Annotated in this window: 20 protein-coding genes; 15 read left to right on the forward strand and 5 right to left on the reverse strand. The window is 60.0% G+C overall.

What is annotated here, in order from left to right; genetic code table 11:
- Positions 1-3: 3 nt before the first annotated feature.
- From nuoJ to nuoN, 5 genes are all read left to right on the forward strand, one after another.
- A complete protein-coding gene (gene nuoJ / locus ACHH0Z_RS00950; RefSeq protein WP_008500212.1) occupies positions 4-558 on the forward strand; it encodes an NADH-quinone oxidoreductase subunit J in 555 nt (184 codons plus the stop codon).
- Positions 555-857, forward strand: a complete 303-nt coding sequence (gene nuoK, locus ACHH0Z_RS00955; protein WP_003861496.1) for an NADH-quinone oxidoreductase subunit NuoK — start codon at positions 555-557, stop codon at positions 855-857. Before nuoJ ends, nuoK begins: the two co-directional genes overlap by 4 nt.
- On the forward strand, positions 854-2695 hold the full coding sequence (gene nuoL, locus ACHH0Z_RS00960) for an NADH-quinone oxidoreductase subunit L (protein ID WP_023325763.1): 1842 nt from the start codon (positions 854-856) through the stop codon (positions 2693-2695). The genes nuoK and nuoL overlap by 4 nt, the downstream gene beginning before the upstream one ends.
- 76 nt (positions 2696-2771) lie before the next feature.
- On the forward strand, positions 2772-4301 hold the full coding sequence (nuoM, locus tag ACHH0Z_RS00965) for an NADH-quinone oxidoreductase subunit M (protein ID WP_008500214.1): 1530 nt from the start codon (positions 2772-2774) through the stop codon (positions 4299-4301).
- 6 nt (positions 4302-4307) lie between these two features.
- Positions 4308-5765, forward strand: a complete 1458-nt coding sequence (nuoN, locus tag ACHH0Z_RS00970) for an NADH-quinone oxidoreductase subunit NuoN (protein WP_008500215.1) — start codon at positions 4308-4310, stop codon at positions 5763-5765.
- 99 nt (positions 5766-5864) lie between these two features.
- Here nuoN and ACHH0Z_RS00975 read toward each other — a convergent pair whose 3' ends face one another.
- Positions 5865-6869, reverse strand: a complete 1005-nt coding sequence (locus ACHH0Z_RS00975) for a chemotaxis protein (protein WP_032652809.1) — start codon at positions 6867-6869, stop codon at positions 5865-5867.
- Positions 6870-6933: 64 nt separating this feature from the next.
- Positions 6934-7851 (reverse strand): ribonuclease BN, encoded by a 918-nt coding sequence (gene rbn / locus ACHH0Z_RS00980; RefSeq protein WP_395149484.1) that lies wholly within the window; start codon positions 7849-7851, stop codon positions 6934-6936.
- A 71-nt stretch (positions 7852-7922) separates the two neighbouring features.
- Between rbn and ACHH0Z_RS00985 the strand changes: the two genes are divergently transcribed.
- The 10 genes from ACHH0Z_RS00985 (at position 7923) to ACHH0Z_RS01030 (ending at position 17792) form a co-directional block, all read left to right on the forward strand.
- On the forward strand, positions 7923-8384 hold the full coding sequence (locus tag ACHH0Z_RS00985) for a GNAT family N-acetyltransferase (protein WP_045407712.1): 462 nt from the start codon (positions 7923-7925) through the stop codon (positions 8382-8384).
- 53 nt (positions 8385-8437) lie between these two features.
- Positions 8438-8743 carry a stress response protein ElaB gene (gene elaB, locus ACHH0Z_RS00990; protein ID WP_008500219.1) on the forward strand — a complete coding sequence of 102 codons (306 nt, stop codon included), beginning with the start codon at positions 8438-8440 and terminating at the stop codon, positions 8741-8743.
- Positions 8744-8829: 86 nt separating this feature from the next.
- On the forward strand, positions 8830-10125 hold the full coding sequence (gene menF / locus ACHH0Z_RS00995) for an isochorismate synthase MenF (RefSeq protein ID WP_045407709.1): 1296 nt from the start codon (positions 8830-8832) through the stop codon (positions 10123-10125).
- An 88-nt stretch (positions 10126-10213) separates the two neighbouring features.
- On the forward strand, positions 10214-11884 hold the full coding sequence (gene menD / locus ACHH0Z_RS01000; protein WP_045407705.1) for a 2-succinyl-5-enolpyruvyl-6-hydroxy-3-cyclohexene-1-carboxylic-acid synthase: 1671 nt from the start codon (positions 10214-10216) through the stop codon (positions 11882-11884).
- The gene (gene menH / locus ACHH0Z_RS01005; RefSeq protein ID WP_045407703.1) at positions 11881-12657 is read left to right on the forward strand and encodes a 2-succinyl-6-hydroxy-2,4-cyclohexadiene-1-carboxylate synthase; all 777 of its coding nucleotides are present in this window, start codon (positions 11881-11883) and stop codon (positions 12655-12657) included. Before menD ends, menH begins: the two co-directional genes overlap by 4 nt.
- Positions 12654-13511 (forward strand): 1,4-dihydroxy-2-naphthoyl-CoA synthase, encoded by an 858-nt coding sequence (menB, locus tag ACHH0Z_RS01010; protein WP_045351809.1) that lies wholly within the window; start codon positions 12654-12656, stop codon positions 13509-13511. Before menH ends, menB begins: the two co-directional genes overlap by 4 nt.
- Positions 13511-14476 carry an o-succinylbenzoate synthase gene (gene menC / locus ACHH0Z_RS01015; protein ID WP_045407699.1) on the forward strand — a complete coding sequence of 322 codons (966 nt, stop codon included), beginning with the start codon at positions 13511-13513 and terminating at the stop codon, positions 14474-14476. The genes menB and menC overlap by 1 nt, the downstream gene beginning before the upstream one ends.
- Positions 14473-15834, forward strand: a complete 1362-nt coding sequence (gene menE, locus ACHH0Z_RS01020) for an o-succinylbenzoate--CoA ligase (protein WP_045407695.1) — start codon at positions 14473-14475, stop codon at positions 15832-15834. The genes menC and menE overlap by 4 nt, the downstream gene beginning before the upstream one ends.
- A 124-nt stretch (positions 15835-15958) precedes the next feature.
- Positions 15959-16498 (forward strand): YfaZ family outer membrane protein, encoded by a 540-nt coding sequence (locus ACHH0Z_RS01025; RefSeq protein WP_023294110.1) that lies wholly within the window; start codon positions 15959-15961, stop codon positions 16496-16498.
- A gap of 94 nt (positions 16499-16592) precedes the next feature.
- Positions 16593-17792, forward strand: a complete 1200-nt coding sequence (locus ACHH0Z_RS01030) for a nicotinamide mononucleotide deamidase-related protein YfaY (RefSeq protein WP_039023997.1) — start codon at positions 16593-16595, stop codon at positions 17790-17792.
- Positions 17793-17825: 33 nt separating this feature from the next.
- Here the strand turns inward: ACHH0Z_RS01030 and glpC are convergent, their stop codons facing one another.
- Genes glpC through glpA form a run of 3 tightly spaced genes read right to left on the reverse strand, consistent with a single transcriptional unit; the run spans position 17826 to position 21848 of the window.
- Positions 17826-19016, reverse strand: a complete 1191-nt coding sequence (gene glpC, locus ACHH0Z_RS01035; RefSeq protein WP_023325753.1) for an anaerobic glycerol-3-phosphate dehydrogenase subunit GlpC — start codon at positions 19014-19016, stop codon at positions 17826-17828.
- Entirely contained in the window at positions 19013-20230 is a 1218-nt protein-coding gene (gene glpB / locus ACHH0Z_RS01040) for a glycerol-3-phosphate dehydrogenase subunit GlpB (protein ID WP_039023999.1), read from the reverse strand. The genes glpC and glpB overlap by 4 nt, the downstream gene beginning before the upstream one ends.
- Positions 20220-21848: an anaerobic glycerol-3-phosphate dehydrogenase subunit A gene (gene glpA / locus ACHH0Z_RS01045; protein ID WP_045407692.1), complete on the reverse strand. Its 1629-nt coding sequence runs from the start codon at positions 21846-21848 to the stop codon at positions 20220-20222. Before glpA ends, glpB begins: the two co-directional genes overlap by 11 nt.
- Between the last annotated feature and the right edge of the window lie 134 nt (positions 21849-21982).

Below are 21982 nucleotides of genomic sequence, written 5' to 3' on the forward strand. Positions count from 1 at the left end.
GCAATGGAATTCGCTTTTTATATCTGTGGCCTTATCGCCATCCTGGCTACGCTGCGAGTGATTACGCACACCAATCCGGTGCATGCGCTGCTGTACTTAATCATTTCGCTGCTGGCTATTTCCGGGGTGTTCTTCGCACTGGGCGCGCACTTCGCCGGTGCGCTGGAAATCATCGTCTACGCCGGGGCCATCATGGTGCTGTTCGTGTTCGTCGTGATGATGCTGAACCTGGGCGGCTCTGAAATCGAGCAGGAACGTCAGTGGTTAAAACCGCAGGTGTGGATCGGCCCGGCAATTTTGTCGGCCATCATGCTGGTGGTGATCGTGTACGCCATTCTGGGTGTTAACGATCAGGGCATCGACGGCACGCCGATCGGCGCTAAAGAGGTCGGTATTACGCTCTTTGGCCCATACGTTCTGGCGGTTGAACTGGCCTCCATGCTGCTGCTGGCAGGTCTGGTTGTGGCCTTCCACGTTGGCCGCGAAGAGCGTGCTGGCGAGGTGCTGAGCAACCGCACTGACGACCGCGCGAAAAGAAAAACGGAGGAGCGCGCATGATCCCCTTAACACATGGACTGATCCTCGCTGCGATTTTATTCGTTCTGGGTCTGACTGGTCTGGTTATCCGCCGCAATCTGCTGTTTATGCTGATCGGGCTGGAAATCATGATTAACGCCTCCGCGCTGGCCTTCGTGGTCGCCGGAAGCTACTGGGGCCAGACCGATGGTCAGGTGATGTACATTCTCGCCATCAGCCTTGCGGCTGCCGAAGCGAGTATTGGCCTGGCGCTGTTGCTGCAGCTCCATCGTCGCCGCCAGAATCTGAACATCGATTCAGTAAGTGAGTTGCGTGGATGAACATGCTTGCCTTAACCATTATTTTTCCGCTGATTGGCTTCGTGCTGCTGGCGTTTTCTCGTGGCCGCTGGTCTGAGAATCTGTCTGCAACCGTCGGCATGGGCTCTGTTGGCCTGGCTGCGCTGGTGACAGCGTATGCGGGTATCGACTTCTTTAACAACGGGCGTCAGCCTTTCAGCGTGCCGCTGTGGACCTGGATGTCGGTCGGTGATTTCAACATCGGTTTCAACCTGGTGCTGGATGGTCTCTCCCTGACCATGCTCTCCGTGGTGACCGGCGTCGGCTTCCTGATCCACATGTTCGCCTCCTGGTATATGCGCGGTGAAGAGGGTTACTCCCGCTTCTTCGCCTACACCAACCTGTTTATCGCCAGCATGGTGGTTCTGGTGCTGGCCGATAACCTGCTGCTGATGTATCTGGGCTGGGAAGGCGTGGGTCTGTGCTCTTACCTGCTGATCGGTTTCTACTATACCGATCCGAAGAATGGCGCAGCGGCCATGAAAGCGTTCGTCGTGACCCGCGTGGGTGACGTCTTCCTCGCTTTCGCGCTGTTCATTCTTTACAACGAACTGGGCACGCTGAACTTCCGCGAAATGGTTGAACTGGCGCCAGCGCACTTCGCCGCAGGCAACAACATGCTGTGGTGGGCAACGCTGATGCTGCTGGGTGGTGCCGTGGGTAAATCCGCGCAGCTGCCGTTGCAGACATGGCTGGCCGACGCGATGGCGGGTCCAACCCCTGTCTCCGCGCTGATCCACGCTGCGACCATGGTTACCGCCGGTGTGTACCTGATTGCGCGTACCCATGGCCTGTTCCTGATGACTCCGGAAATTCTGCACCTGGTGGGTATCGTCGGTGCGGTCACGCTGGTGCTGGCAGGCTTTGCCGCGCTGGTGCAGACCGACATCAAGCGCGTTCTCGCGTACTCCACCATGAGCCAGATTGGTTACATGTTCCTCGCGCTGGGCGTTCAGGCGTGGGACGCGGCCATTTTCCACCTGATGACGCACGCGTTCTTTAAAGCGCTGCTGTTCCTCTCATCCGGTTCAGTGATTCTGGCCTGCCATCACGAGCAGAACATCTTCAAAATGGGCGGACTGCGTAAGTCCATCCCGCTGGTGTATGTTTGCTTCCTGGTGGGCGGCGCGGCGCTGGCGGCTCTGCCGCTGATCACCGCGGGCTTCTTCAGTAAGGACGAAATCCTTGCGGGTGCCATGGCGAATGGTCATATCAATCTGATGGTTGCGGGTCTGGTCGGTGCGTTCATGACCTCCCTGTATACCTTCCGTATGATTTTCATCGTATTCCACGGTAAAGAACAAATTCACGCTCACGCAGGGAAGGGGATTACCCATCACCTGCCGCTGATTGTGCTGCTGGTACTGTCCACCTTCGTTGGCGCGATGATTGTGCCTCCGCTGCAGGGCGTGCTGCCAGACACCACCGAGCTTGAGCACGGTCGCGTTCTGACGCTTGAAATCACCTCCGGTGTGGTCGCTATCGCGGGCATCCTGATTGCGGCATGGCTGTGGCTGGGCAAACGTACGCTGGTCACTGCCGTGGCCAACAGTGCGCCGGGCCGCCTGCTGGGCACCTGGTGGTACAACGCGTGGGGCTTCGACTGGCTGTACGACATGATCTTCGTTAAGCCGTTCCTTGGCATCGCGTGGCTGCTGAAGCGCGACCCGCTGAACAGCCTGATGAATATCCCGGCGATCCTTTCCCGCTTTGCAGGCAAAGGCCTGCTGTACAGCGAGAACGGTTACCTGCGCTGGTATGTGGCGTCCATGAGCATCGGTGCGGTTGTGGTGCTGGCGCTGCTGATGGTGTTGCGTTGATCGTTAAGTGAATTTTATTCGAATTCGTTGAAAATCAGGCCCCTGCTGGGGGCCTTAAAAAGGAATGTAAATCGCCATGTTACTACCCTGGCTAATATTAATTCCCTTCATCGGCGGCTTCCTGTGCTGGCAGACTGAACGCTTTGGCGTGAAGATGCCGCGCTGGATCGCGCTGATCACCATGGGATTGACGCTCGCGCTTGGCCTGCAACTGTGGTTGCAGGGCGGTTACTCACTGACCCAGTCTGCGGGCATTCCGCAGTGGCAGTCTGAGTTCATCCTGCCGTGGATCCCGCGTTTCGGCATTACGATCCACCTGGCGATTGACGGTCTCTCACTGCTGATGGTGGTGCTGACCGGCCTGCTCGGCGTTCTGGCGGTACTTTGCTCCTGGCGAGAAATCGAAAAATACCAGGGCTTCTTCCACCTGAACCTGATGTGGATCCTGGGCGGCGTGATCGGCGTGTTCCTTGCCATCGACATGTTCCTGTTCTTCTTCTTCTGGGAGATGATGCTGGTGCCGATGTACTTCCTGATCGCGCTGTGGGGCCACAAGGCGTCCGACGGTAAAACGCGTATCACGGCGGCAACCAAGTTCTTCATCTATACCCAGGCGAGTGGTCTGGTGATGTTGATTGCCATTCTGGCGCTGGTGTTTGTTCACCACAACGCGACCGGCACCTGGACCTTCAACTACGAAGACCTGCTGAAGACCCCAATGTCTCACGGCGTAGAATACCTGCTGATGCTGGGCTTCTTCATCGCCTTCGCGGTGAAAATGCCGGTGGTTCCGCTGCACGGCTGGCTGCCAGACGCGCACTCTCAGGCGCCAACGGCGGGTTCCGTTGACCTGGCGGGCATCTTGCTGAAAACGGCGGCCTACGGTCTGCTGCGTTTCGCTCTGCCGCTGTTCCCGAACGCCTCCGCAGAATTCGCACCGATTGCCATGTGGCTGGGTGTGATCGGTATCTTCTACGGTGCCTGGATGGCCTTCACCCAGTACGACATCAAGCGTCTGATTGCCTACACCTCCGTTTCCCACATGGGATTCGTGCTGATTGCTATCTACACCGGCAGCCAGCTGGCGTACCAGGGGGCGGTGATCCAGATGATTGCGCACGGTCTGTCCGCAGCCGGCCTCTTCATCCTGTGCGGCCAGCTGTATGAACGTCTGCACACCCGCGACATGCGTATGATGGGCGGCCTGTGGAGCAAAATTAAGTGGCTGCCAGCGCTCTCCATGTTCTTCGCGGTGGCGACTCTGGGGATGCCGGGCACCGGTAACTTCGTCGGCGAATTTATGATTCTGTTCGGCAGCTTCAAAGTGGTACCGGTGATTACCGTGATCTCCACCTTTGGTCTGGTGTTCGCTTCCGTGTACTCGCTGGCGATGCTGCACCGCGCTTACTTCGGTAAAGCGAAGAGCGAAATTGCTGCACAAGAACTGCCGGGGATGTCGCTGCGTGAGCTGTTCATCATCCTGCTGCTGGTCGTACTGCTGGTGCTGCTGGGCTTCTTCCCGCAGCCGATTCTGGATACCTCGCACAGCGCGATGGGCAATATCCAGCAGTGGTTTGTTAATTCTGTTTCTACTACAAGGCCGTAATTCGCCATGACAATAACTCCACAACAACTGATCGCGCTGCTACCGCTGCTGATCGTCGGATTGACGGTGGTGGTTGTGATGCTCTCCATTGCGTGGCGACGCAATCACTTCCTGAATGCCACGCTGTCGGTCATCGGCCTGAACGCCGCGTTAGTCTCACTCTGGTTTGTTGGCCAGGGGGGGGCGATGGACGTCACCCCGCTGATGCGCGTTGACGGTTACGCCATGCTGTACACCGGTCTGGTGCTGCTGGCGAGCCTGGCAACCTGTACCTTTGCTTACCCGTGGCTCGAAGGCTACAACGACAACAAAGAAGAGTTTTACCTGCTGGTTCTGATTGCCGCGCTGGGCGGCATTCTGCTGGCGAATGCTAACCACCTGGCCGCGCTGTTCCTCGGCATTGAGCTGATCTCTCTGCCGCTGTTCGGTCTGATTGGTTACGCCTTCCGCCAGAAGCGCTCGCTGGAAGCAAGCATCAAGTACACCATCCTGTCTGCGGCGGCGTCCTCGTTCCTGCTGTTTGGTATTGCGCTGGTGTACGCACAGTCCGGTAACCTCTCCTTTATGGCGCTCGGCAAGAGCCTCGGTGACGGCATGCTGCATGAGCCGCTGCTGCTGGCGGGTCTGGGCATGATGATTGTTGGCCTTGGCTTCAAACTCTCGCTGGTCCCGTTCCACCTGTGGACGCCAGACGTCTACCAGGGTGCACCGGCTCCGGTGTCGACCTTCCTGGCGACGGCGAGCAAAATCGCCATATTCGGGGTGGTGATGCGTCTGTTCCTGTACGCGCCGGTGGGTGACAGCGAAGCGGTTCGCGTGGTGCTGGGCATCATCGCGTTCGTCTCCATCATCTTCGGTAACCTGATGGCGCTGAGCCAGACCAACATCAAGCGTCTGCTGGGCTACTCGTCTATCTCTCATCTGGGCTACCTGATGGTGGCGCTGATTGCGCTGCAGAGCGGTGAGATGTCGATGGAAGCCGTGGGCGTCTATCTGGCCGGCTACCTGTTCAGCAGCCTCGGCGCCTTCGGCGTGGTGAGCCTGATGTCCAGCCCGTACCGTGGTCCGGATGCCGATTCACTGTTCTCTTACCGTGGTCTGTTCTGGCACCGTCCGATCCTGTCCGCCGTAATGACCGTGATGATGCTCTCTCTGGCCGGTATTCCGATGACGCTTGGCTTTATCGGTAAGTTCTATGTGCTGGCCGTCGGTGTGCAGGCGCACCTGTGGTGGCTGACCGCGGGCGTGGTGATCGGCTCCGCGATTGGTCTCTACTACTACCTGCGTGTGGCCGTGAGCCTGTACCTGAGCGCACCTCAGCAGCTCAATCGTGATGCTCCAGGCAACTGGCAGTACAGCGCTGGTGGTATCGTGGTACTCATCTCCGCGCTGCTGGTGCTGATCTTCGGTATCTATCCGCAACCGCTGATTGATATCGTGCAGCGCGCGATGCCGCTGATGTAAAAACAAAAAACCCGCCTCGGCGGGTTTTTTATTGCCCAGCGTCGCTACGCTTGCAGGGCCTACGGGTTTTGTAGGTCGGGTAAGCGTAGCGCCACCCGACTAAGCCAGCTGTTTACGGCTAATCAACGGCCCGTCAATCTTCTTCATCGAGCGGTCCAGCACCTCCTCAATCACCGACGACAGCTCGTTCAGCTCAAACTTCGCGACGTAGCCATCCGCCTTCACCTTGCGAATATGGTCTTCGTTGGCGTTGCCGGAAAGGGAAGAGTGGATCACCACCGGAATATCTTTCAGAACCGGGTCGGTTTTGATTTTGCGCGTCAGCGTAAAACCGTCCATCTCCGGCATTTCGAGGTCGGTCAGCACCAGCGCGATCTTATCGGTGATCGGCACGCCCTCAGCCTGCGCCTGTGCGGCCAGAACCCCAATTTTCTCCCACGCCTCTTTGCCGGTGATGTGCAGCTGCGCCGGGATCTCCATCGCCTGCAGGCCTTTCTCCAGCATCGATCGCGCCACTTTGGAGTCTTCCGCGACGATGGCGACCGCGCCCGGCTTGATATGGAATTTGGTGGTTTTCAGATTGGTGGCGTGCAGATCGTGATTGGCCGGAGTGATGTCATACAGGATCTGCTCAACGTCCAGCACCATCGCCAGATCGTTGGTATCGCTCTTCTCGTCAAGACACGCAATGCTGGTGATGTAGCGACCGCTGACGGCAGTTTCCGCCGCGTGCACCTGCTTCCAGTCCAGACGCATGATGTTCTCAACCGACTCCACGGCAAACGCCTGCACGCTGCGCGCATATTCGGTGATCAGCAGGATATTCAGCCCGGTGGTGGGCTTACAGCCCGCCACGGCGGCCAGGTCGATCACCGGGATCACCTGATCGCGGATATTCACCATTCCCATCAGCGGTGATTTCATCCCGGCGGGTTTCGTGAACTCCGGCATCGGCACAATTTCACGCAGCTTAAAGACGTTAATGCCAAACAGCTCAGATTTATTTTCGTTAAGAGAGGTGCCAAGACGGAACAGCAACAGTTCAAAACGGTTCGACAGGGTGAGATTCGCCCTGTCATCAATATCTTTTTGGAAATTATCCATTCTACCCTCGAGAGAAATGCTGACCTTTTAATCGTTATCGGCATTCTGAGAGAAAAATGAAGGGCTAAACGCTGACCTGAGCGAAATCTTCGGCCAGCTCACATTCCGGGAACAGCGCGCGGCACTCCTCCAGCAGCTTTTCACAGCCCCGCGCGTCGTAGCGCGAGCTGACGTGGGTGATGATGAGCCTCCCGACGCCCGCGTCACGGGCTAGCTGCGCCGCCTGACGCGTGGAGCTATGACCCCGGCCGTTGGCTTTCTCTTCCATCGCCGTTTCCAGCGTGGCTTCGTGCACCATCACGTCAACGCCCTGGGCAAGCTGAAGGGCGGCAGGGCACGGCGCCGTGTCGCCAAAGATAGCCAGCTTCTTGCCCGGCTGCGGTGCGGCGAGATAATCCTGCCCATCGATGACGCGACCGTCCTCCAGCGTGACGGTCTCGCCGTGCTTCAGGCGCTGGAACAGCGGTCCGGGTTTTACGCCAGCGGCCATCAGCGCGGCGGCGTCCAGCGCGTCGGGTTTGTCATGCGCTTCAATGCGATAGCCATAGCACTCAACGGGATGATTCAGCGGCTGAGCGCTCACCTTATAATCACCGTCATCGAAAACCAGGCCTTCGCTAATCTCAACGACCTCCAGCGGATAATCCGTCCACGACCCGCTCAGGCGCAGCGTGGTTTCAACAAATTCACGAATACCCGCAGGCCCGTAAATCGTCAGCGGGTTGGCGTTACCGGCCATCGAGCGGCTGCACAGCAGGCCGGGAAGGCCAAACAGATGGTCGCCATGCAGATGGGTGATAAAAATTTTATCCAGCTTGCCGGGGTGATAAGCGGTGTGTAGCAGCTGATGCTGCGTCCCTTCACCACAGTCAAACAGCCACAGCCCGCCGCGGGTGGGGTGTTTAAGATCCAGCAGTATCGCCGTCACATTCCGTGAGCGGGTTGGCACGCCCGCGGACGTACCCAGAAAAATCAGTTCCATAACGCAATCAGCCCTTTGCTGAACGGGGAGGTGTTTAGTATAACGTGATGAACCCCAGGAAGGAGACTGACATGATCCAGTGGCAAGATTTACACCATAGTGACCTCACCGTTCATTCACTTTACGCCCTGCTGAAACTGCGCTGCGAAGTGTTCGTGGTTGAACAGACCTGCCCGTATCAGGACATCGACGGCGACGATCTCGTCGGTGAGAACCGCCATATTCTTGGCTGGCGGGATAACGAGCTGGTGGCGTATGCGAGGATTCTGAAAAGCGAGGACGCATTCGAGCCTGTCGTGATTGGTCGGGTCATCATCAGCGGCAAAGCGCGCGGCGAAAAACTGGGCTATCAGCTGATGGAGAAAACGCTGGAGGCATGCCAGAAACAGTGGCCGAACAAGGCGTTATACCTGGGCGCACAGGCGCACCTGCAGTCCTTCTACGGCCACTTTGGTTTCGTGCCGGTCACCGAAGTATACGACGAAGACGGCATTCCCCACGTCGGCATGGCGTGGGAAGCGAAGCAGGCGTAATGGCGAGTCGTTGGCTATAGTTAGCGAACTGGTGTACTAACATGGAGAAAAATATGTCATTTCAATCCTGGGATACCCGTATCGACGACGACCTGGCCTTACTGAGCGAAACGCTGGAAGAGGTGTTACGTTCCTCGGGCGACCCTGCCGATCAGAAATATATTGAGCTAAAAGCCCGTGCCGAACAGGCGCTGCATGAAGTGAAAAACCGCGTCAGCCATGCGTCTGATACCTACTACTACCGCGCCAAAAAAGCGGTGTATCGTGCCGATGATTACGTGCATGAAAAACCGTGGCAGGGTATTGGAGTAGGTGCTGCCGTAGGCCTGGTACTGGGGCTGCTGTTGGCCCGTCGTTAAGCCGCTTAACCACTCCCTATACGTGGGTACTGCTATTTATGGTCAGTACCCCGTATAATATGAGGTTTTAACAGGGAGAGGTTCGCGTGAATTCGATTTTCCTCGCGCTGGAGCAATTGCGTACCCAGCTTTCGCAAGCGTTACCCGCAACGCCCGGCATACGTCATTTCGACGTCTCTTTCCCGTTAAACGATGCCTTCGACCCTCTCGCCTGGCTTGGGGCGCAGCAGTGCTATCCGCAGTTTTACTGGCAGCAGCGTAACGGCGATGAAGAGCTGGCCGCGCTGGGGGCGGTTATCACCTTTTCCTCTCTGGCGTTAGCCACGCAGTTTTTGCGCGAGCAAAACGCGGCAGGTGATACCCGCATCTGCGGCCTGAACGCCTTTAATCCGGAGCAGGGCAGCCTCTTTTTACCGCGACTGCTCTGGCGACGTACCGCCGGCACCGCTACGCTGCGTCTGCAGCTGTGGAGCGATTATTCACTTCAGGAAGATGCCCATGCCGCGCGGGATTTTTTACAGCAGCTCCAGCCAGCCAGGCCTATCCGTCCGCTGGCCGTTCAGGTTGAGCACGAAAACCATCAGCCTCAACGGGCCGAATGGCTGAAACTTGTCCGCAGGGCGACCGAAACCATCGCGCGCGGTGATTTTGAAAAGGTTGTCCTTGCGAGGGCCACCGATCTTCAGTTTACACAGCGCATTAACCCCGTCGCGCTGATGGCGGCCAGCCGCGCCCTCAATTTACATTGCTATCACTTCTGCATGGTATTCGACGCCAGCAACGCGTTTCTCGGCTCGACGCCCGAGCGTCTCTGGCGGCGACGCGGCACGCTGCTGCGCACCGAAGCGCTGGCGGGCACCGTCGCCAGCCATACCGATGATAAAAAGGCGCAGCGTCTGGGCGAGTGGCTGCTGAACGACGATAAAAACCAGCGCGAGAATATGCTGGTCGTGGAAGATATCTGTCAGCGTCTTCAGCACTCTACGCAGACGCTTGAGGTACTGCCTGCCCAGGTGGTACGCCTGCGTAAGGTGCAGCATCTGCGCCGCTGTATCTGGACCGAGCTCAAACAGGCCGACGACGAGCAGTGCCTGCATATGCTACAGCCGACGGCGGCCGTTGCCGGTTTGCCGCGACAGCCTGCGCGCGAGTTTATTCAGAAGGTTGAGCCCTTTAACCGCGAGTGGTACGCCGGTTCGGCCGGGTATTTATCGCCTGACCAGAGTGAGTTCTGCGTGGCGCTGCGTTCAGCCCGCGTCCATGAGGACTCGCTGCGGCTCTACGCCGGGGCCGGCATTGTCAGCGGATCTGACCCGGAGCAGGAGTGGCAGGAGATTGAAAACAAAGCGGCCGGGTTGCGCTCTCTGCTCCTAAGGGATTAATACTGATTCGCGCAATCCCGATTCACATCAAAATTCCAATTTTTTCTATTATTTATACTGTGTCGCATTCTTGATACCGGACAATCTCATGTCAGTAAGTTCTTTTAACCGACGCTGGGCGGCGGTGATCCTTGAAGCCCTGACGCGCCATGGCGTCAGGCACGTGTGTATTGCACCGGGTTCTCGCTCAACGCCGCTGACGCTGGCGGCCGCCGAAAACCGGGCGTTGATTCACCACACCCACTTTGATGAGCGCGGCCTCGGTCATCTTGCGCTCGGTCTGGCGAAGGTCAGCAAAGAACCCGTGGCGGTGATCGTCACCTCCGGTACCGCCGTGGCGAACCTCTATCCGGCCCTGATTGAAGCCGGGTTAACCGGTGAAAAACTGATCTTACTGACGGCCGATCGTCCCCCTGAGCTTATCGACTGCGGCGCCAATCAGGCCATCCGTCAGCCGGGACTCTTTTCTTCGCATCCTTCGCAGACGATTTCGCTGCCCCGGCCCACCCAGGATATTCCGGCAAGCTGGCTGGTCTCCACCGTCGATCACGCCATGGAGACGCTGCGCGGCGGGGCGCTGCATATCAACTGCCCGTTTGCCGAGCCGCTGTACGGCGAGCTGGACGATACGGGTCTTGACTGGCAGCAGTCCCTCGGTGACTGGTGGGGGAGTGAGAAACCGTGGCTGCGCGAGCAGACGCACCTTGAGAGCGCGAAACAGCGCGACTGGTTCTTCTGGCGGCAGAAGCGCGGCGTGGTTATCGCCGGGCGCATGAGCGCTACCGAAGGCAAGCTGGTCGCCGAATGGGCGCAAACCCTGGGCTGGCCGCTGATCGGCGACGTGCTTTCCCAGACCGGGCAGCCGCTGCCGTGCGCGGATCTCTGGCTGGGTAATGCCAAAGCGGTCACCGAGCTGTCGCAGGCGCAAATTGTGGTCCAGCTTGGATCGAGTTTAACCGGCAAGCGGTTACTGCAGTGGCAGGCCACCTGCACGCCGGACGAATACTGGCTGGTGGACGCGCTGGAAGGGCGTCTTGATCCGGCGCACCACCGCGGTCGTCGTCTGGTCAGCCGTATCGACGCCTGGCTGGCGCTCCATCCGGCTGAAAAACGCAAACCCTGGGCGGTTACCCTCCCGGACCTGTCGCGCCAGGCGTGGGAATTGACCCATGCGCGCTGTGAAGCGTTCAGCGAGGCCGGGCTGGCGCACCGTATTCGCCAGTACCTGCCCGAGCAGGGGCAGCTGTTTGTCGGCAACAGCCTGGTCGTGCGGCTGATTGACGCCTTTTCGCAGCTGCCCGCGGGCTACCCGGTGTACAGCAACCGTGGCGCCAGCGGCATCGACGGGCTGATCTCGACGGCGGCGGGCGTGCAGCGCGCCAGCGCAAAATCGACGCTGGCCATCGTGGGGGATCTCTCCGCGCTTTACGATCTCAACGCGCTGGCGCTGCTGCGTCAGGCGTCTGCCCCGTTTGTGCTGATCGTGGTTAACAACAACGGCGGGCAGATTTTCTCCCTGCTGCCCACGCCGCAGAGCGAGCGCGAGCGCTTCTATCTGATGCCGCAGAACGTGCACTTCGAACACGCCGCGGCAATGTTCAGCCTGAAATACCATCGCCCGGAAAGCTGGGAACAGCTGGATGCGGCGCTAAGCTCCGCCTGGAAGCAGCCGGGCGCGACGCTGATTGAGCTGGTGGTGAACGAGGCTGACGGTGCGCAGGCCCTGCAAAGCCTGCTGGCGCAGGTGAGCCAGCTGTGATCCTCTCTGGCGTGCAGCAGGCTGGAAAACCAGGCTATCCCTGGCTGGTCTTTTTGCACGGTTTTTCCGGCGATTGCCGCGAGTGGCAGGGTGTTGGTGAGCGGCTTTGCGATTACCCCAGGCTGTATCTGGATCTGCCGGGACACGGCGGATCCAGGAATCTGGGCGTGACGGGCTTCGACGAGATGAGCGCGTTGCTTACCCGAACTTTGATTAGTTACAACATACTGAAATTCTGGCTCGTCGGGTACTCCCTCGGCGGCCGCATTGCGATGTTCCATGCCTGCCAGCAGCCGAAGGGGCTGTTGGGCGTGACGGTAGAAGGCGGTCATCCGGGCCTGCAGGATGCCGATGCGCGACAGGCGCGGCTGGCATCAGACCGCCGCTGGGCGACGCGTTTTCGCAGCGAACCGCTGGAAAAGGTATTCGCTGACTGGTACCAACAGCCCGTGTTTGCCTCCCTGACGGACGCCCAGCGCGACGCGCTGATTACCCTGCGCAGCCAGAACAACGGCGCGGCGCTGGCGATGATGCTCGAGGCGACGTCGCTGGCCGTGCAGCCCGACCTGCGTACCGCGCTCAGCGCACGTGATTTCACTTTTGATTATCTCTATGGCGAACGTGATGAGAAGTTTGCGGCCCTTGCTGCGGAGCTGAACGCCGTCTGCCATGCAATTCCCAACGCCGGACACAACGCCCACCGGGAAAACCCCGACGCGGTTGCCGCGAGTCTGGCTCAGATACTGCGTCTTCGAATAAAGGACACTCTATGATCTATCCTGATGAACACATGCTTTACGCCCCGGTTGAATGGCAGGACTGCTCCGAAGGCTACACCGACATTCGTTACCACAAATCCGCCGACGGTATTGCCAAAATCACCATCAACCGCCCGCAGGTGCGTAACGCCTTCCGTCCGCTGACCGTGAAAGAGATGATTCAGGCCCTGGCGGATGCGCGCTATGACGACAACATCGGCGTGATTGTCCTGACCGGCGAAGGCGAGAAAGCGTTCTGCTCCGGTGGCGATCAGAAAGTGCGCGGCGACTACGGCGGATACCAGGACGATGCGGGGACGCACCACCTGAACGTCCTCGATTTCCAGCGTCAGATCCGCACCTGTCCAAAACCGGTGGTGGCGATGGTGGCGGGCTACTCCATCGGTGGCGGCCACGTGCTGCACATGATGTGCGACCTGACCATTGCCGCTGAAAACGCCATCTTCGGCCAGACCGGCCCGAAAGTGGGATCTTTCGACGGCGGCTGGGGTGCCTCCTACATGGCGCGCATCGTCGGGCAGAAAAAAGCCCGTGAAATCTGGTTCCTGTGCCGTCAGTACAACGCGCAGGAAGCGCTGGATATGGGCCTGGTGAATACCGTGGTGCCGCTTGCCGATCTCGAAAAAGAGACCGTGCGCTGGTGTCGCGAAATGCTGCAAAACAGCCCGATGGCGCTGCGCTGCCTGAAAGCGGCACTCAACGCCGACTGCGACGGTCAGGCGGGTCTGCAGGAGCTGGCGGGCAACGCCACCATGCTGTTCTACATGACCGAAGAGGGTCAGGAAGGGCGCAACGCGTTTAACGAAAAACGCCAGCCAGACTTCAGCAAATACAAACGGAATCCGTAATGCGTCGCGCGCAGGTTTACCGCTGGCAGATACCGATGGACGCGGGCGTGGTGCTGCGTGAACGGCGGTTAAAAACCCGTGACGGCTTCTTCGTGCATCTGCAGCGGGGCGAGCGGGAAGGCTGGGGCGAGATTTCGCCTCTGCCGGGCTTTAGCCTCGAGTCGCTGGATGACGCGCGGGCGGCCTTGCTGGCGTGGGCGGACGCGTGGCGCGAGGGGGCGGATCCGGCGCTGCCGGACGTCCCTTCCGCGGCCTTTGGCATCAGCTGCGCGCTGGCGGAGCTGGACGGCAGCCTGCCAGAAGCGGGGAATTACCGCGCGGCACCGCTCTGTACGGGCGATCCGGACGAGCTGTTCACGCAGCTCTCCGCTATGCCGGGCGAGAAGGTCGCGAAAATCAAAGTCGGGCTTTATGAAGCGGTGCGTGACGGCATGGTCGCCAACCTGCTGATGGAGGCGATCCCCGATCTGCATCTGCGTCTGGACGCCAACCGCGCCTGGACGCCGCTTAAGGCGCAGCAGTTTGCAAAGTACGTCAATCCGGCGTACCGCAGGCGCATTGCCTTCCTCGAAGAGCCGTGCAAAACCCGTGAGGATTCGCGCGCGTTCGCCCGCGAAACGGGGATTGCCATCGCCTGGGATGAAAGCCTGCGCGAGGCCGATTTTGAATTTGCTGCAGAGCCCGGCGTCAGCGCGGTGGTGATTAAACCGACGCTGACCGGCAGCCTGGCGAAAGTGCGCGAGCAGGTCGCGGCGGCGCACGCCTTAGGGCTGACGGCGGTCATCAGCTCGTCGATTGAGTCCAGCCTTGGGCTAACCCAGCTGGCGCGCATTGCCGCCTGGTTAACGCCTGACACGGTCCCCGGCCTCGACACGCTGAACCTGATGCAGGCTCAGCTTCTTCGCCCGTGGCCGGACAGCGCGCTGCCGTGCCTCGACGTCGCGGCGCTGGAGCCGTTGCGATGAGTTTTACCGACTGGCCGTGGCGGCACTGGCGTGCGCAATTTGCCGATAAACCGGCCCTGAGGCTGAACGACGAGGTGCTCAGCTGGCAACAGCTGTGCGCGCGCATCGACAGCCTTGCGGCGGGCTTTCACCGTCAGGGCGTGGAGGAGGGCGACGGCGTGCTGCTGCTGGCCCATAACCACCCGCACACCCTGCTGGCGTGGCTGGCGCTGCTCCAGTGCGGGGCGCGTATTCTTCCCGTTAATCCGCAGCTGCCGCGCCCGCTGCTGGACGTGCTGCTCCCGCAGATGACGCTGCGCTTTGCGCTGGTGCTGGACGGCAGCTACGACGGCCTTCCTGCCCTGAACATGCGCGAGACCGCCGATGCGTATCGCGCTGCGTGGCAACCGGCGCGGCTGGCCTCCATGACGCTGACCTCAGGCTCCACAGGACTGCCGAAAGCGGCGGTCCATACCTGCGAGGCCCATCTTGCCAGCGCGCGCGGCGTTTTGTCGCTGATGCCCTACGGTGAAGATGACGACTGGCTGCTTTCGCTGCCGCTGTTTCACGTTTCCGGCCAGGGGATTTTATGGCGCTGGCTGCAGGCCGGCGCGCGGTTAACCGTGCGCGAGAAACAGCCTCTGGAGCAGGCGTTGTGCGGCTGCACCCACGCCTCGCTGGTGCCAACCCAACTCTGGCGTCTGCTTAATGCCCACCAGCCTGTCGTACTGAAAGCGGTGCTGCTGGGCGGGGCGGCCATCCCTGTGGAATTGACCGAACAGGCGCGAGAGCAGGATATACGCACCTTCTGCGGCTACGGTCTGACCGAGTTTGCCTCTACCGTCTGTGCGAAAGAGGCGGACGGCGAGCCGGACGTGGGCCGTGCGCTGCCGGGCAGAGAGGTGCAGGTCGTTAACGGTGAAGTCTGGATCAGAGCGCAAAGCCTGGCCTCAGGCTACTGGCGGGATGGCGAACTGATTCCGCTGACCAACGCGCAGGGATGGTTCGCCACCCGCGATCGCGGCGAATGGCATGACGGCCGTCTGACGATCCTCGGCCGCATGGATAACCTCTTTTTTAGCGGCGGAGAAGGGATCCAGCCGGAATCGCTCGAGCGCGTTATCGCCACGCACCCGCAGGTTAACCAGGTGTTTATCGTTCCGCTGGACGACGCTGAGTTCGGGCAACGTCCGGTGGCGGTGGTGGAGTGCGAGCCGGGAACGGATATCACCACTTTACCCGACTGGGTCAGGGACAAGGTGGCGCGTTTTGAGCAACCCGTCCGCTGGCTGCTTTTGCCGACCGAACTCAAAAATGGCGGCATTAAAGTTTCGCGCCGCGCGTTGCAGGAGTGGGTGAACGCAACGCTGAAGGGATAATAGCCGTTTCAAATAGTTACAATCTACTGGCCTGCCGCACGCAGAGTGCTTGATCCCCGGAAGACCCAGGTTAAAATCTCGCGGTTTTGGGACTTCTCTATAAAAATTGTGCGGGATCACGACAATGAAAAAAGTGGCATTACTGGGCTTCGGCCTGATGGTTGTATCTGCGGCGGCGAACGCCATTAGCATTAACGGCTCGGCGGGTCAGGATTATACCCACCTGGGCTTTGGCATGGGTACCGAGACATCCGGTCTGGCGATGACCGGCGGCTGGACGCATAACGATGACGACGGCGACGCGGCAAGCCTCGGCCTGGGCCTCAACATTCCTCTGGGCCCGTTCCTGGCGACCGTCGGCGGTAAAGGTATCTATACCAACCCAAATGACGGTGACGAAGGATATGCGGCGGCAGTGGGCGGCGGCCTGCAGTGGAAAATTGGCGACAGCTTCGGCCTGTTTGGCGAGTACTACTACTCTCCGGACTCCCTCTCAAGCGGTATCGACAGCTATGAGGAAGCCAACGCTGGCGCACGCTGGACCATCATGCGTCCAATCACCATCGAAGCAGGCTATCGCTATCTGAACCTGGCCGGTAAAGACGGCAACCGCGACAACGCGCTGGCCGACGGTCCGTACGTGGGCGTGAGCGCAGGCTTCTAATCTCTCCGGCGCGGCATGCTGTCGCGCCAGTTTCTCCTCTTCTCCACCCCGCGTTTGCGCTATAGTGTTTTGACCAAATAAGCGGGAGAACACAATGATTAACGTGGAGATGTTATCCACCGGCGACGAAGTGCTGCATGGACAAATTATTGATACCAATGCTGCCTGGCTTGCCGATCTTTTCTTTGAGCAAGGATTACCGTTAACGCGCCGCAATACGGTGGGCGACAATCTGGAGTCACTGGTCGCTGTTCTGCGCGAGCGCAGTGAACAGTGCGACGTGCTGATTGTGAACGGCGGGCTCGGCCCCACCAGTGACGATCTCAGTGCCCTGGCCGCCGCGACCGCAAAAGGCGAAGGGCTGGTGCTGCATGAGGCGTGGCTCTCGCAGATGGCGCGTTTTTTCTCCGAACGTGGCCGCGTCATGGCCCCCAGCAACCGCAAACAGGCTGAAATTCCCGCCAGTGCTGAACTGGTCGATAACCCGGTCGGTACCGCGTGCGGGTTTGCCATGCAGCTGAACCGCTGCCTGATGTTCTTCACGCCGGGCGTGCCCTCAGAATTTAAAGTGATGGTCGAGCAGCAGATCCTGCCGCGCCTTCGCCAGCGTTTTACCCTGCCGGAACCCCCGCTGTGCCTGCGTCTGACCACTTTTGGCCGTTCGGAAAGCGATCTGGCTCAGAGCCTCGATCACCTCTCACTCCCGCCGGGCGTGTCTATGGGCTATCGATCCTCCATGCCGATCATTGAGCTTAAGCTGACCGGACCGGCCACCCAGAAAGAGGCGATGCTGGCGCTGTGGCCTGAGGTGCAGCGCGTAGCGGGTGAAAGCCTGATCTTTGAAGGCACGGAAGGGCTACCGGCGCAGATTGCGAAGCATCTGCAGTCGCGTCAGCTGAGTGTGACCTTAAGCGAGCAGTTCACCGGTGGCCTGCTGGCGCTGCAGCTCTCGCGCGTCAACGCGCCGCTGCTGGCCAGCGAAGTGGTGCCGTTCCAGCAGGAGACTCTCGCGCAAACCGCCCGCTGGGCGTCCGAGAGAAGGGTGAAGCATTTTGCCGGTCTGGCGCTGTTTGTCGGCGGGCTGGATGAGGAATACCTCAACTTCGCGCTGGCGACGCCCGAGGGCACCCATGCCCTGCGGGTAAAAATGAGCATTACCCGCCACAGCCTGACGGTGCGTCAGGAGGTGTGCGCCATGATGGCGCTGAACATGCTGCGCCGCTGGCTGAATGGCAAAGAGGTGGCCAGCGAGCACGGCTGGATTAACGTGGTTGAATCGCTGTTCGTGGAGTAACGCCTGTGCCGGGGCCTTTCGCCCCGGCCATGTTCACCCGAGCGCCTTTGCCAGCAGCGTAATCGGATGCTCGCAGCGCTTGCTGGTGGACATCTCAATCTGCCACTTGCAGGTTTCGCAGTCCGTCACCACGATATCCGCGCCGCTCTCCTCAATCTGACGGAACAGCGGGGCGCCGATCGCCTGCGACGTTTCGTAGTTTTCACGCTTAAAGCCGTAGGTTCCCGCAATCCCGCAGCAGCGTGAGTCCAGCACCGTCAGCTCCAGCCCCGGAATTAACCGCAGCAGCTCAAGCGTATAGAGTGACCAGCCCATTTTTTCCATATGACACGGCGTGTGGTACACCACTTTCAGGGGTAATTTCCCCAGCGGCAACGTCTGTCCGCTGTCCAGCTTGCGCCACAGGAAGCGCGTCGCCAGCTCGATGTGCTCTCGCAGGCCGGTGTTGTCCACGTCCAGCAGGTGCGGATACTCGTCGCGCAGGGTAAAGGTACAGGTGGACGAGGTCGCCAGCACTGGTATGCCTTTCTCGACAATCGCCTCGCGCAGGGAGGTGACATTGCTTTGAGCCTGCCTGCGTGCTTTATCGGTAAACCCGTTGGCAATCAGCGGCACGCCGCAGCACTTTTCTTTATTCAGTAGCTGAACGCCCGTTCCCATGGCGTTCAGCACTTTCAGCAGATCTTTACCCAGCTGCGGGTGGTTGTAATTCACATAGCAGCCGTGGAAAAAAGCCACCTGCTCGGCGTACTGCGCCTGCTCCGCCGCCACGGATTTATACCAGCGACGGAACGTACCGTGAGAATATTTTGGCAGGCTGCGGTGATGGTCTATCTTCAGCGTGGCATCCAGCAGCTGGCGCACCGGCTTGAGAGCGGTCGCGGCATTCACCAGCGGGGCAAACGGCGTCGAGACGCTGCCCATCAGATCGGTGTGGCTCAGAATCGCGTCCCGCAGCGACGGCTTTTGCGTGCTGTAGCGCGCCCGGGCGCGCTGAATAATATCGCCGATTTTCACATCCGACGGGCAGGCGACTTCGCAGCGTTTGCAGTTGATGCAGTATTTCAGGGCTTCATCGTACAGCTTGCCGTCCTTCAGGCGCAGACGCTCGCCGTCCGGCCCGGCCTGTTTAGGCCCGGGATAGCGTGGGTTCACGCCGCTGACCGGGCAGACGGTGGTACACACCGTGCATTTGATGCAGCTTTCAAAACGGGTATCGTTCATTGTTCAGCCTCCGTGCGCTGGCTAATCTGCTCTGCCACATACAGCGCCGTGACGGCGCAGACTCCGCCACCGCATCCCTGGGTAATGGGATCGTACCCGCCCAGCAGCGAGCCGATGGCAAAGAGATTACTGACGGGCTTACCGGCAAGCTGCGGATGCAGGTGGTTATCGACAATCACGCCGAACTGCTGCCAGGGCTGCGGCGAGAAGAAATCACTTTGATACCAGTCCGCGCGGGAGGCTCGCTGGCGAACAGTCAGCCCCATAATGGCTTCCCGGATGCCCTCCCGGCTGCTCAGCAGCCCGTTGCTGAAGAAGCTGCCGCTTGCCAGCACCGTATAGCGTGCACGAAGCGGAATATCGTCGTGGTTGCGCGTCCAGATTTCGCTCACCGCGCCGTCTGTCAGGGTGATTTTTTTCACTTCATCACCTGCCATCCAGACGCCACCCTGCGCAACAAACTTACGCTGGAGCTGGGTATGCAGGCGAATGCCGGGGACAGACGGGGGCAGCGTGGGCAGCAGGCCGAGCGAGCAGGGCAGACGATCCGAGAGCCAGCGCCAGAGTCGGTTATCGTTCAGGCCAAAGCACGCGGGCATCAATAGCGCATCGCATCCTGCCGCAAGCGGGCTGAGCGCCTCATACAGCAGCGGCCATTTGTCCTCGTTATCCAGAAAACGGGCGATATTCACCGCGCGAAATTCGCTCGGGTTATCGCGCAGGACATCAAGCTCAGGCAGCTCTATCTCTGCCGTTTCGGCGTTAACGCCCTGGCGACAAAGTGACGCCGCCGCGAGATGGGGCTGAAAATCCAGAAAGCCGCTAATCCCTACCACCCGCACGCGTCCCGCGCGAATGGGGGCAACGGGCACTTCCTCCGGGCTGAGCCAGGCGGAACGCAGGGTGCCGAGCGGCGTAACGCGCTGGTGATTGAACCTGGCGCTGCCCTGCAGACGCGCGCCGCACTCCGCCAGCAGCGCTTCGGTTTCCAGCGCAAAGCGGTCAATATGCTGTGCACCAACCAGGTGATACGGGTGCTCCGGCGGCAGCTTATCGCGGTACGCTTCGTCCACCAGATCCAGCGAGCCCGACGAGAAGTGCAGGGCGCTCTGCCCCCGGGTGATAATGGCGCAGCGCAGCCCCTGCTTCGTGAGCTTAATGCCGCAGAGCAGGCCCGCCAGCCCGCCGCCGACAATCACGGTATCAAATTTCATCGTGTAGCTCCTTCTCCAGACCGCAAAGCCCCTGGTAGACCCAGCGGGTAAATTCACTTTCACGCAGGGCATCGCCCCAGGCGACAGGCTGAATGCCTTTCCAGCGCTCGTTTAAAAACGCGCTGAGCTGATCGAGCGACTGGGTGGCGGTGGTGGTATGAAAGCGCTGCAGCAGCCCCGCAGCACGGCAGGCGCACAGCTCGCCCTGACAGGTGCCCATTCCGACGCGGGTGCGGCGGCGGAGATCGAGCAGGCTGTTGACCGTCAGGTTCTCCACCGCGTACTGCACCTCACCGGCCGTCACGGCTTCGCACTCGCACACCAGGCTGCGGCTCAATCTTCCTTCACCAAGCCACGGTGGCGTTCTGTCGCCGTGGCGGTATACCGCGGACCCGCGCAGCGGCGCGGGCAGGGAGATGATTTTCTGCAGCGTTTTTTCGGTGGACTGACGCGATCCCGGCAGCGGCTGTTCTGCCGTGACGCAAGGCTCGGTATTTCCGAGCTTGCGGCAGACGGCATCGGTCGCCCACTCGGCCATCAGGCGATAGGTCATCAGCTTGCCGCCGGTGATGGTGATAAACCCGTCCATGCCGTCGCGCGCGGCGTGATCGAGCAGCACGATGCCCCGGCTGACGTTCCGTCCGCTCGGGTCGTTGTCGTTGGCGACCAGCGGACGCACGCCCGCGTAGGCGCGCAGAATCCGCGTCTGGGCCATCACCGGGGCCAGTTTTTCCCCTTCCCGCAGCAGGATATCCACCTCTTCAGCGGTGACGCGGTTGTAATCAATCTCGCTGTAGTCCACGTGCGTTGAAGTCGTCCCGATTAACGAAATGGTATCGCCCGGGACGAGGATATCGGCGTCAGACGGCTTGCGGCAGCGGTTAATCACGTGTTTGTTGATGCGGTGGTCGAGGATCAGCAGCGAGCCTTTCGCCGGGAACATACGCACCGACAGGTCCGCGTATTCCGCTATACGCTGGCCCCAGATCCCCGCCGCGTTAACCACTACGGCGGCATACAGCTCGCCGTGCTCGTTGTACTGCGTATCAAACACCCGCACCCCACAGATGCGATGACCTTCGCGAATAAGCCCGGTCACTTCATGTCCGGTCAGAATGCGTGCGCCATGCTCACGGGCGTCCAGCATGTTGGCGGCGGTCAGGCGGAACGGATCGACGGTACCGTCAGGGACTTTCACCGCGCCGATAAGCGCCGGGTTAACCGACGGTTCCAGCCGCCGCGCCAGCGCCGGATCCATGGCCTCCGCCTGAATGCCCGCGGCAGTGCAGGCGGTAATAAAGGTCTCCTGAAAGGCGAGGTCATCTTCAGGAAGGGTAATAAAGAGGCCGTCGGTCGGCTCAATGCAGTGGCGTGCGATACGCTTGAGGATCTGGTTTTCAGCAATACATTCACGCGCGGATTCCGCGTCGGTGACCGCATACCGGGCACCGCTGTGCAGCAGGCCGTGGTTCCGTCCGGTTGCGCCCGTGGCGATATCATGGCGTTCCAGAAGCGTAACGCTTAAGCCGCGAAGGGCGCAATCGCGCGCGATCCCGGCGCCGGTTGCGCCACCACCAATGATTATCACATCACTATAACGAGGATCGTGACTGGTCATTGTTTACCCTCTATGTTCGTTTTTTATCATTTAGCCATAGTAATTTTGTGGTTTGTTTGATTTCGAACATAAACGCGCGGAATTCGAAAGTGAAACGTGATTTCATGCGCTTTTTTGCGCATTCTGTCATATTT

The organism is Enterobacter cloacae complex sp. 2024EL-00227 (genome assembly GCF_043945315.1).
GTDB lineage: Bacteria > Pseudomonadota > Gammaproteobacteria > Enterobacterales > Enterobacteriaceae > Enterobacter > Enterobacter roggenkampii.

Bases quoted from the DNA above. Each gene is read 5' to 3' on its own strand.
- rbn (WP_395149484.1), bottom strand. From the start codon at position 7,851: ATGGAACTGATTTTTCTGGGTACGTCCGCGGGCGTGCCAACCCGCTCA.
- glpB (WP_039023999.1), bottom strand. From the start codon at position 20,230: ATGAAATTTGATACCGTGATTGTCGGCGGCGGGCTGGCGGGCCTGCTC.
- ACHH0Z_RS00985 (WP_045407712.1), top strand. From the start codon at position 7,923: ATGATCCAGTGGCAAGATTTACACCATAGTGACCTCACCGTTCATTCA.
- nuoL (WP_023325763.1), top strand. From the start codon at position 854: ATGAACATGCTTGCCTTAACCATTATTTTTCCGCTGATTGGCTTCGTG.
- menE (WP_045407695.1), top strand. From the start codon at position 14,473: ATGAGTTTTACCGACTGGCCGTGGCGGCACTGGCGTGCGCAATTTGCC.
- menB (WP_045351809.1), top strand. From the start codon at position 12,654: ATGATCTATCCTGATGAACACATGCTTTACGCCCCGGTTGAATGGCAG.
- elaB (WP_008500219.1), top strand. From the start codon at position 8,438: ATGTCATTTCAATCCTGGGATACCCGTATCGACGACGACCTGGCCTTA.
- glpA (WP_045407692.1), bottom strand. From the start codon at position 21,848: ATGACCAGTCACGATCCTCGTTATAGTGATGTGATAATCATTGGTGGT.
- nuoK (WP_003861496.1), top strand. From the start codon at position 555: ATGATCCCCTTAACACATGGACTGATCCTCGCTGCGATTTTATTCGTT.
- menD (WP_045407705.1), top strand. From the start codon at position 10,214: ATGTCAGTAAGTTCTTTTAACCGACGCTGGGCGGCGGTGATCCTTGAA.
- menC (WP_045407699.1), top strand. From the start codon at position 13,511: ATGCGTCGCGCGCAGGTTTACCGCTGGCAGATACCGATGGACGCGGGC.
- ACHH0Z_RS01025 (WP_023294110.1), top strand. From the start codon at position 15,959: ATGAAAAAAGTGGCATTACTGGGCTTCGGCCTGATGGTTGTATCTGCG.
- ACHH0Z_RS00975 (WP_032652809.1), bottom strand. From the start codon at position 6,869: ATGGATAATTTCCAAAAAGATATTGATGACAGGGCGAATCTCACCCTG.
- nuoM (WP_008500214.1), top strand. From the start codon at position 2,772: ATGTTACTACCCTGGCTAATATTAATTCCCTTCATCGGCGGCTTCCTG.
- nuoN (WP_008500215.1), top strand. From the start codon at position 4,308: ATGACAATAACTCCACAACAACTGATCGCGCTGCTACCGCTGCTGATC.
- glpC (WP_023325753.1), bottom strand. From the start codon at position 19,016: ATGAACGATACCCGTTTTGAAAGCTGCATCAAATGCACGGTGTGTACC.
- nuoJ (WP_008500212.1), top strand. From the start codon at position 4: ATGGAATTCGCTTTTTATATCTGTGGCCTTATCGCCATCCTGGCTACG.
- ACHH0Z_RS01030 (WP_039023997.1), top strand. From the start codon at position 16,593: ATGATTAACGTGGAGATGTTATCCACCGGCGACGAAGTGCTGCATGGA.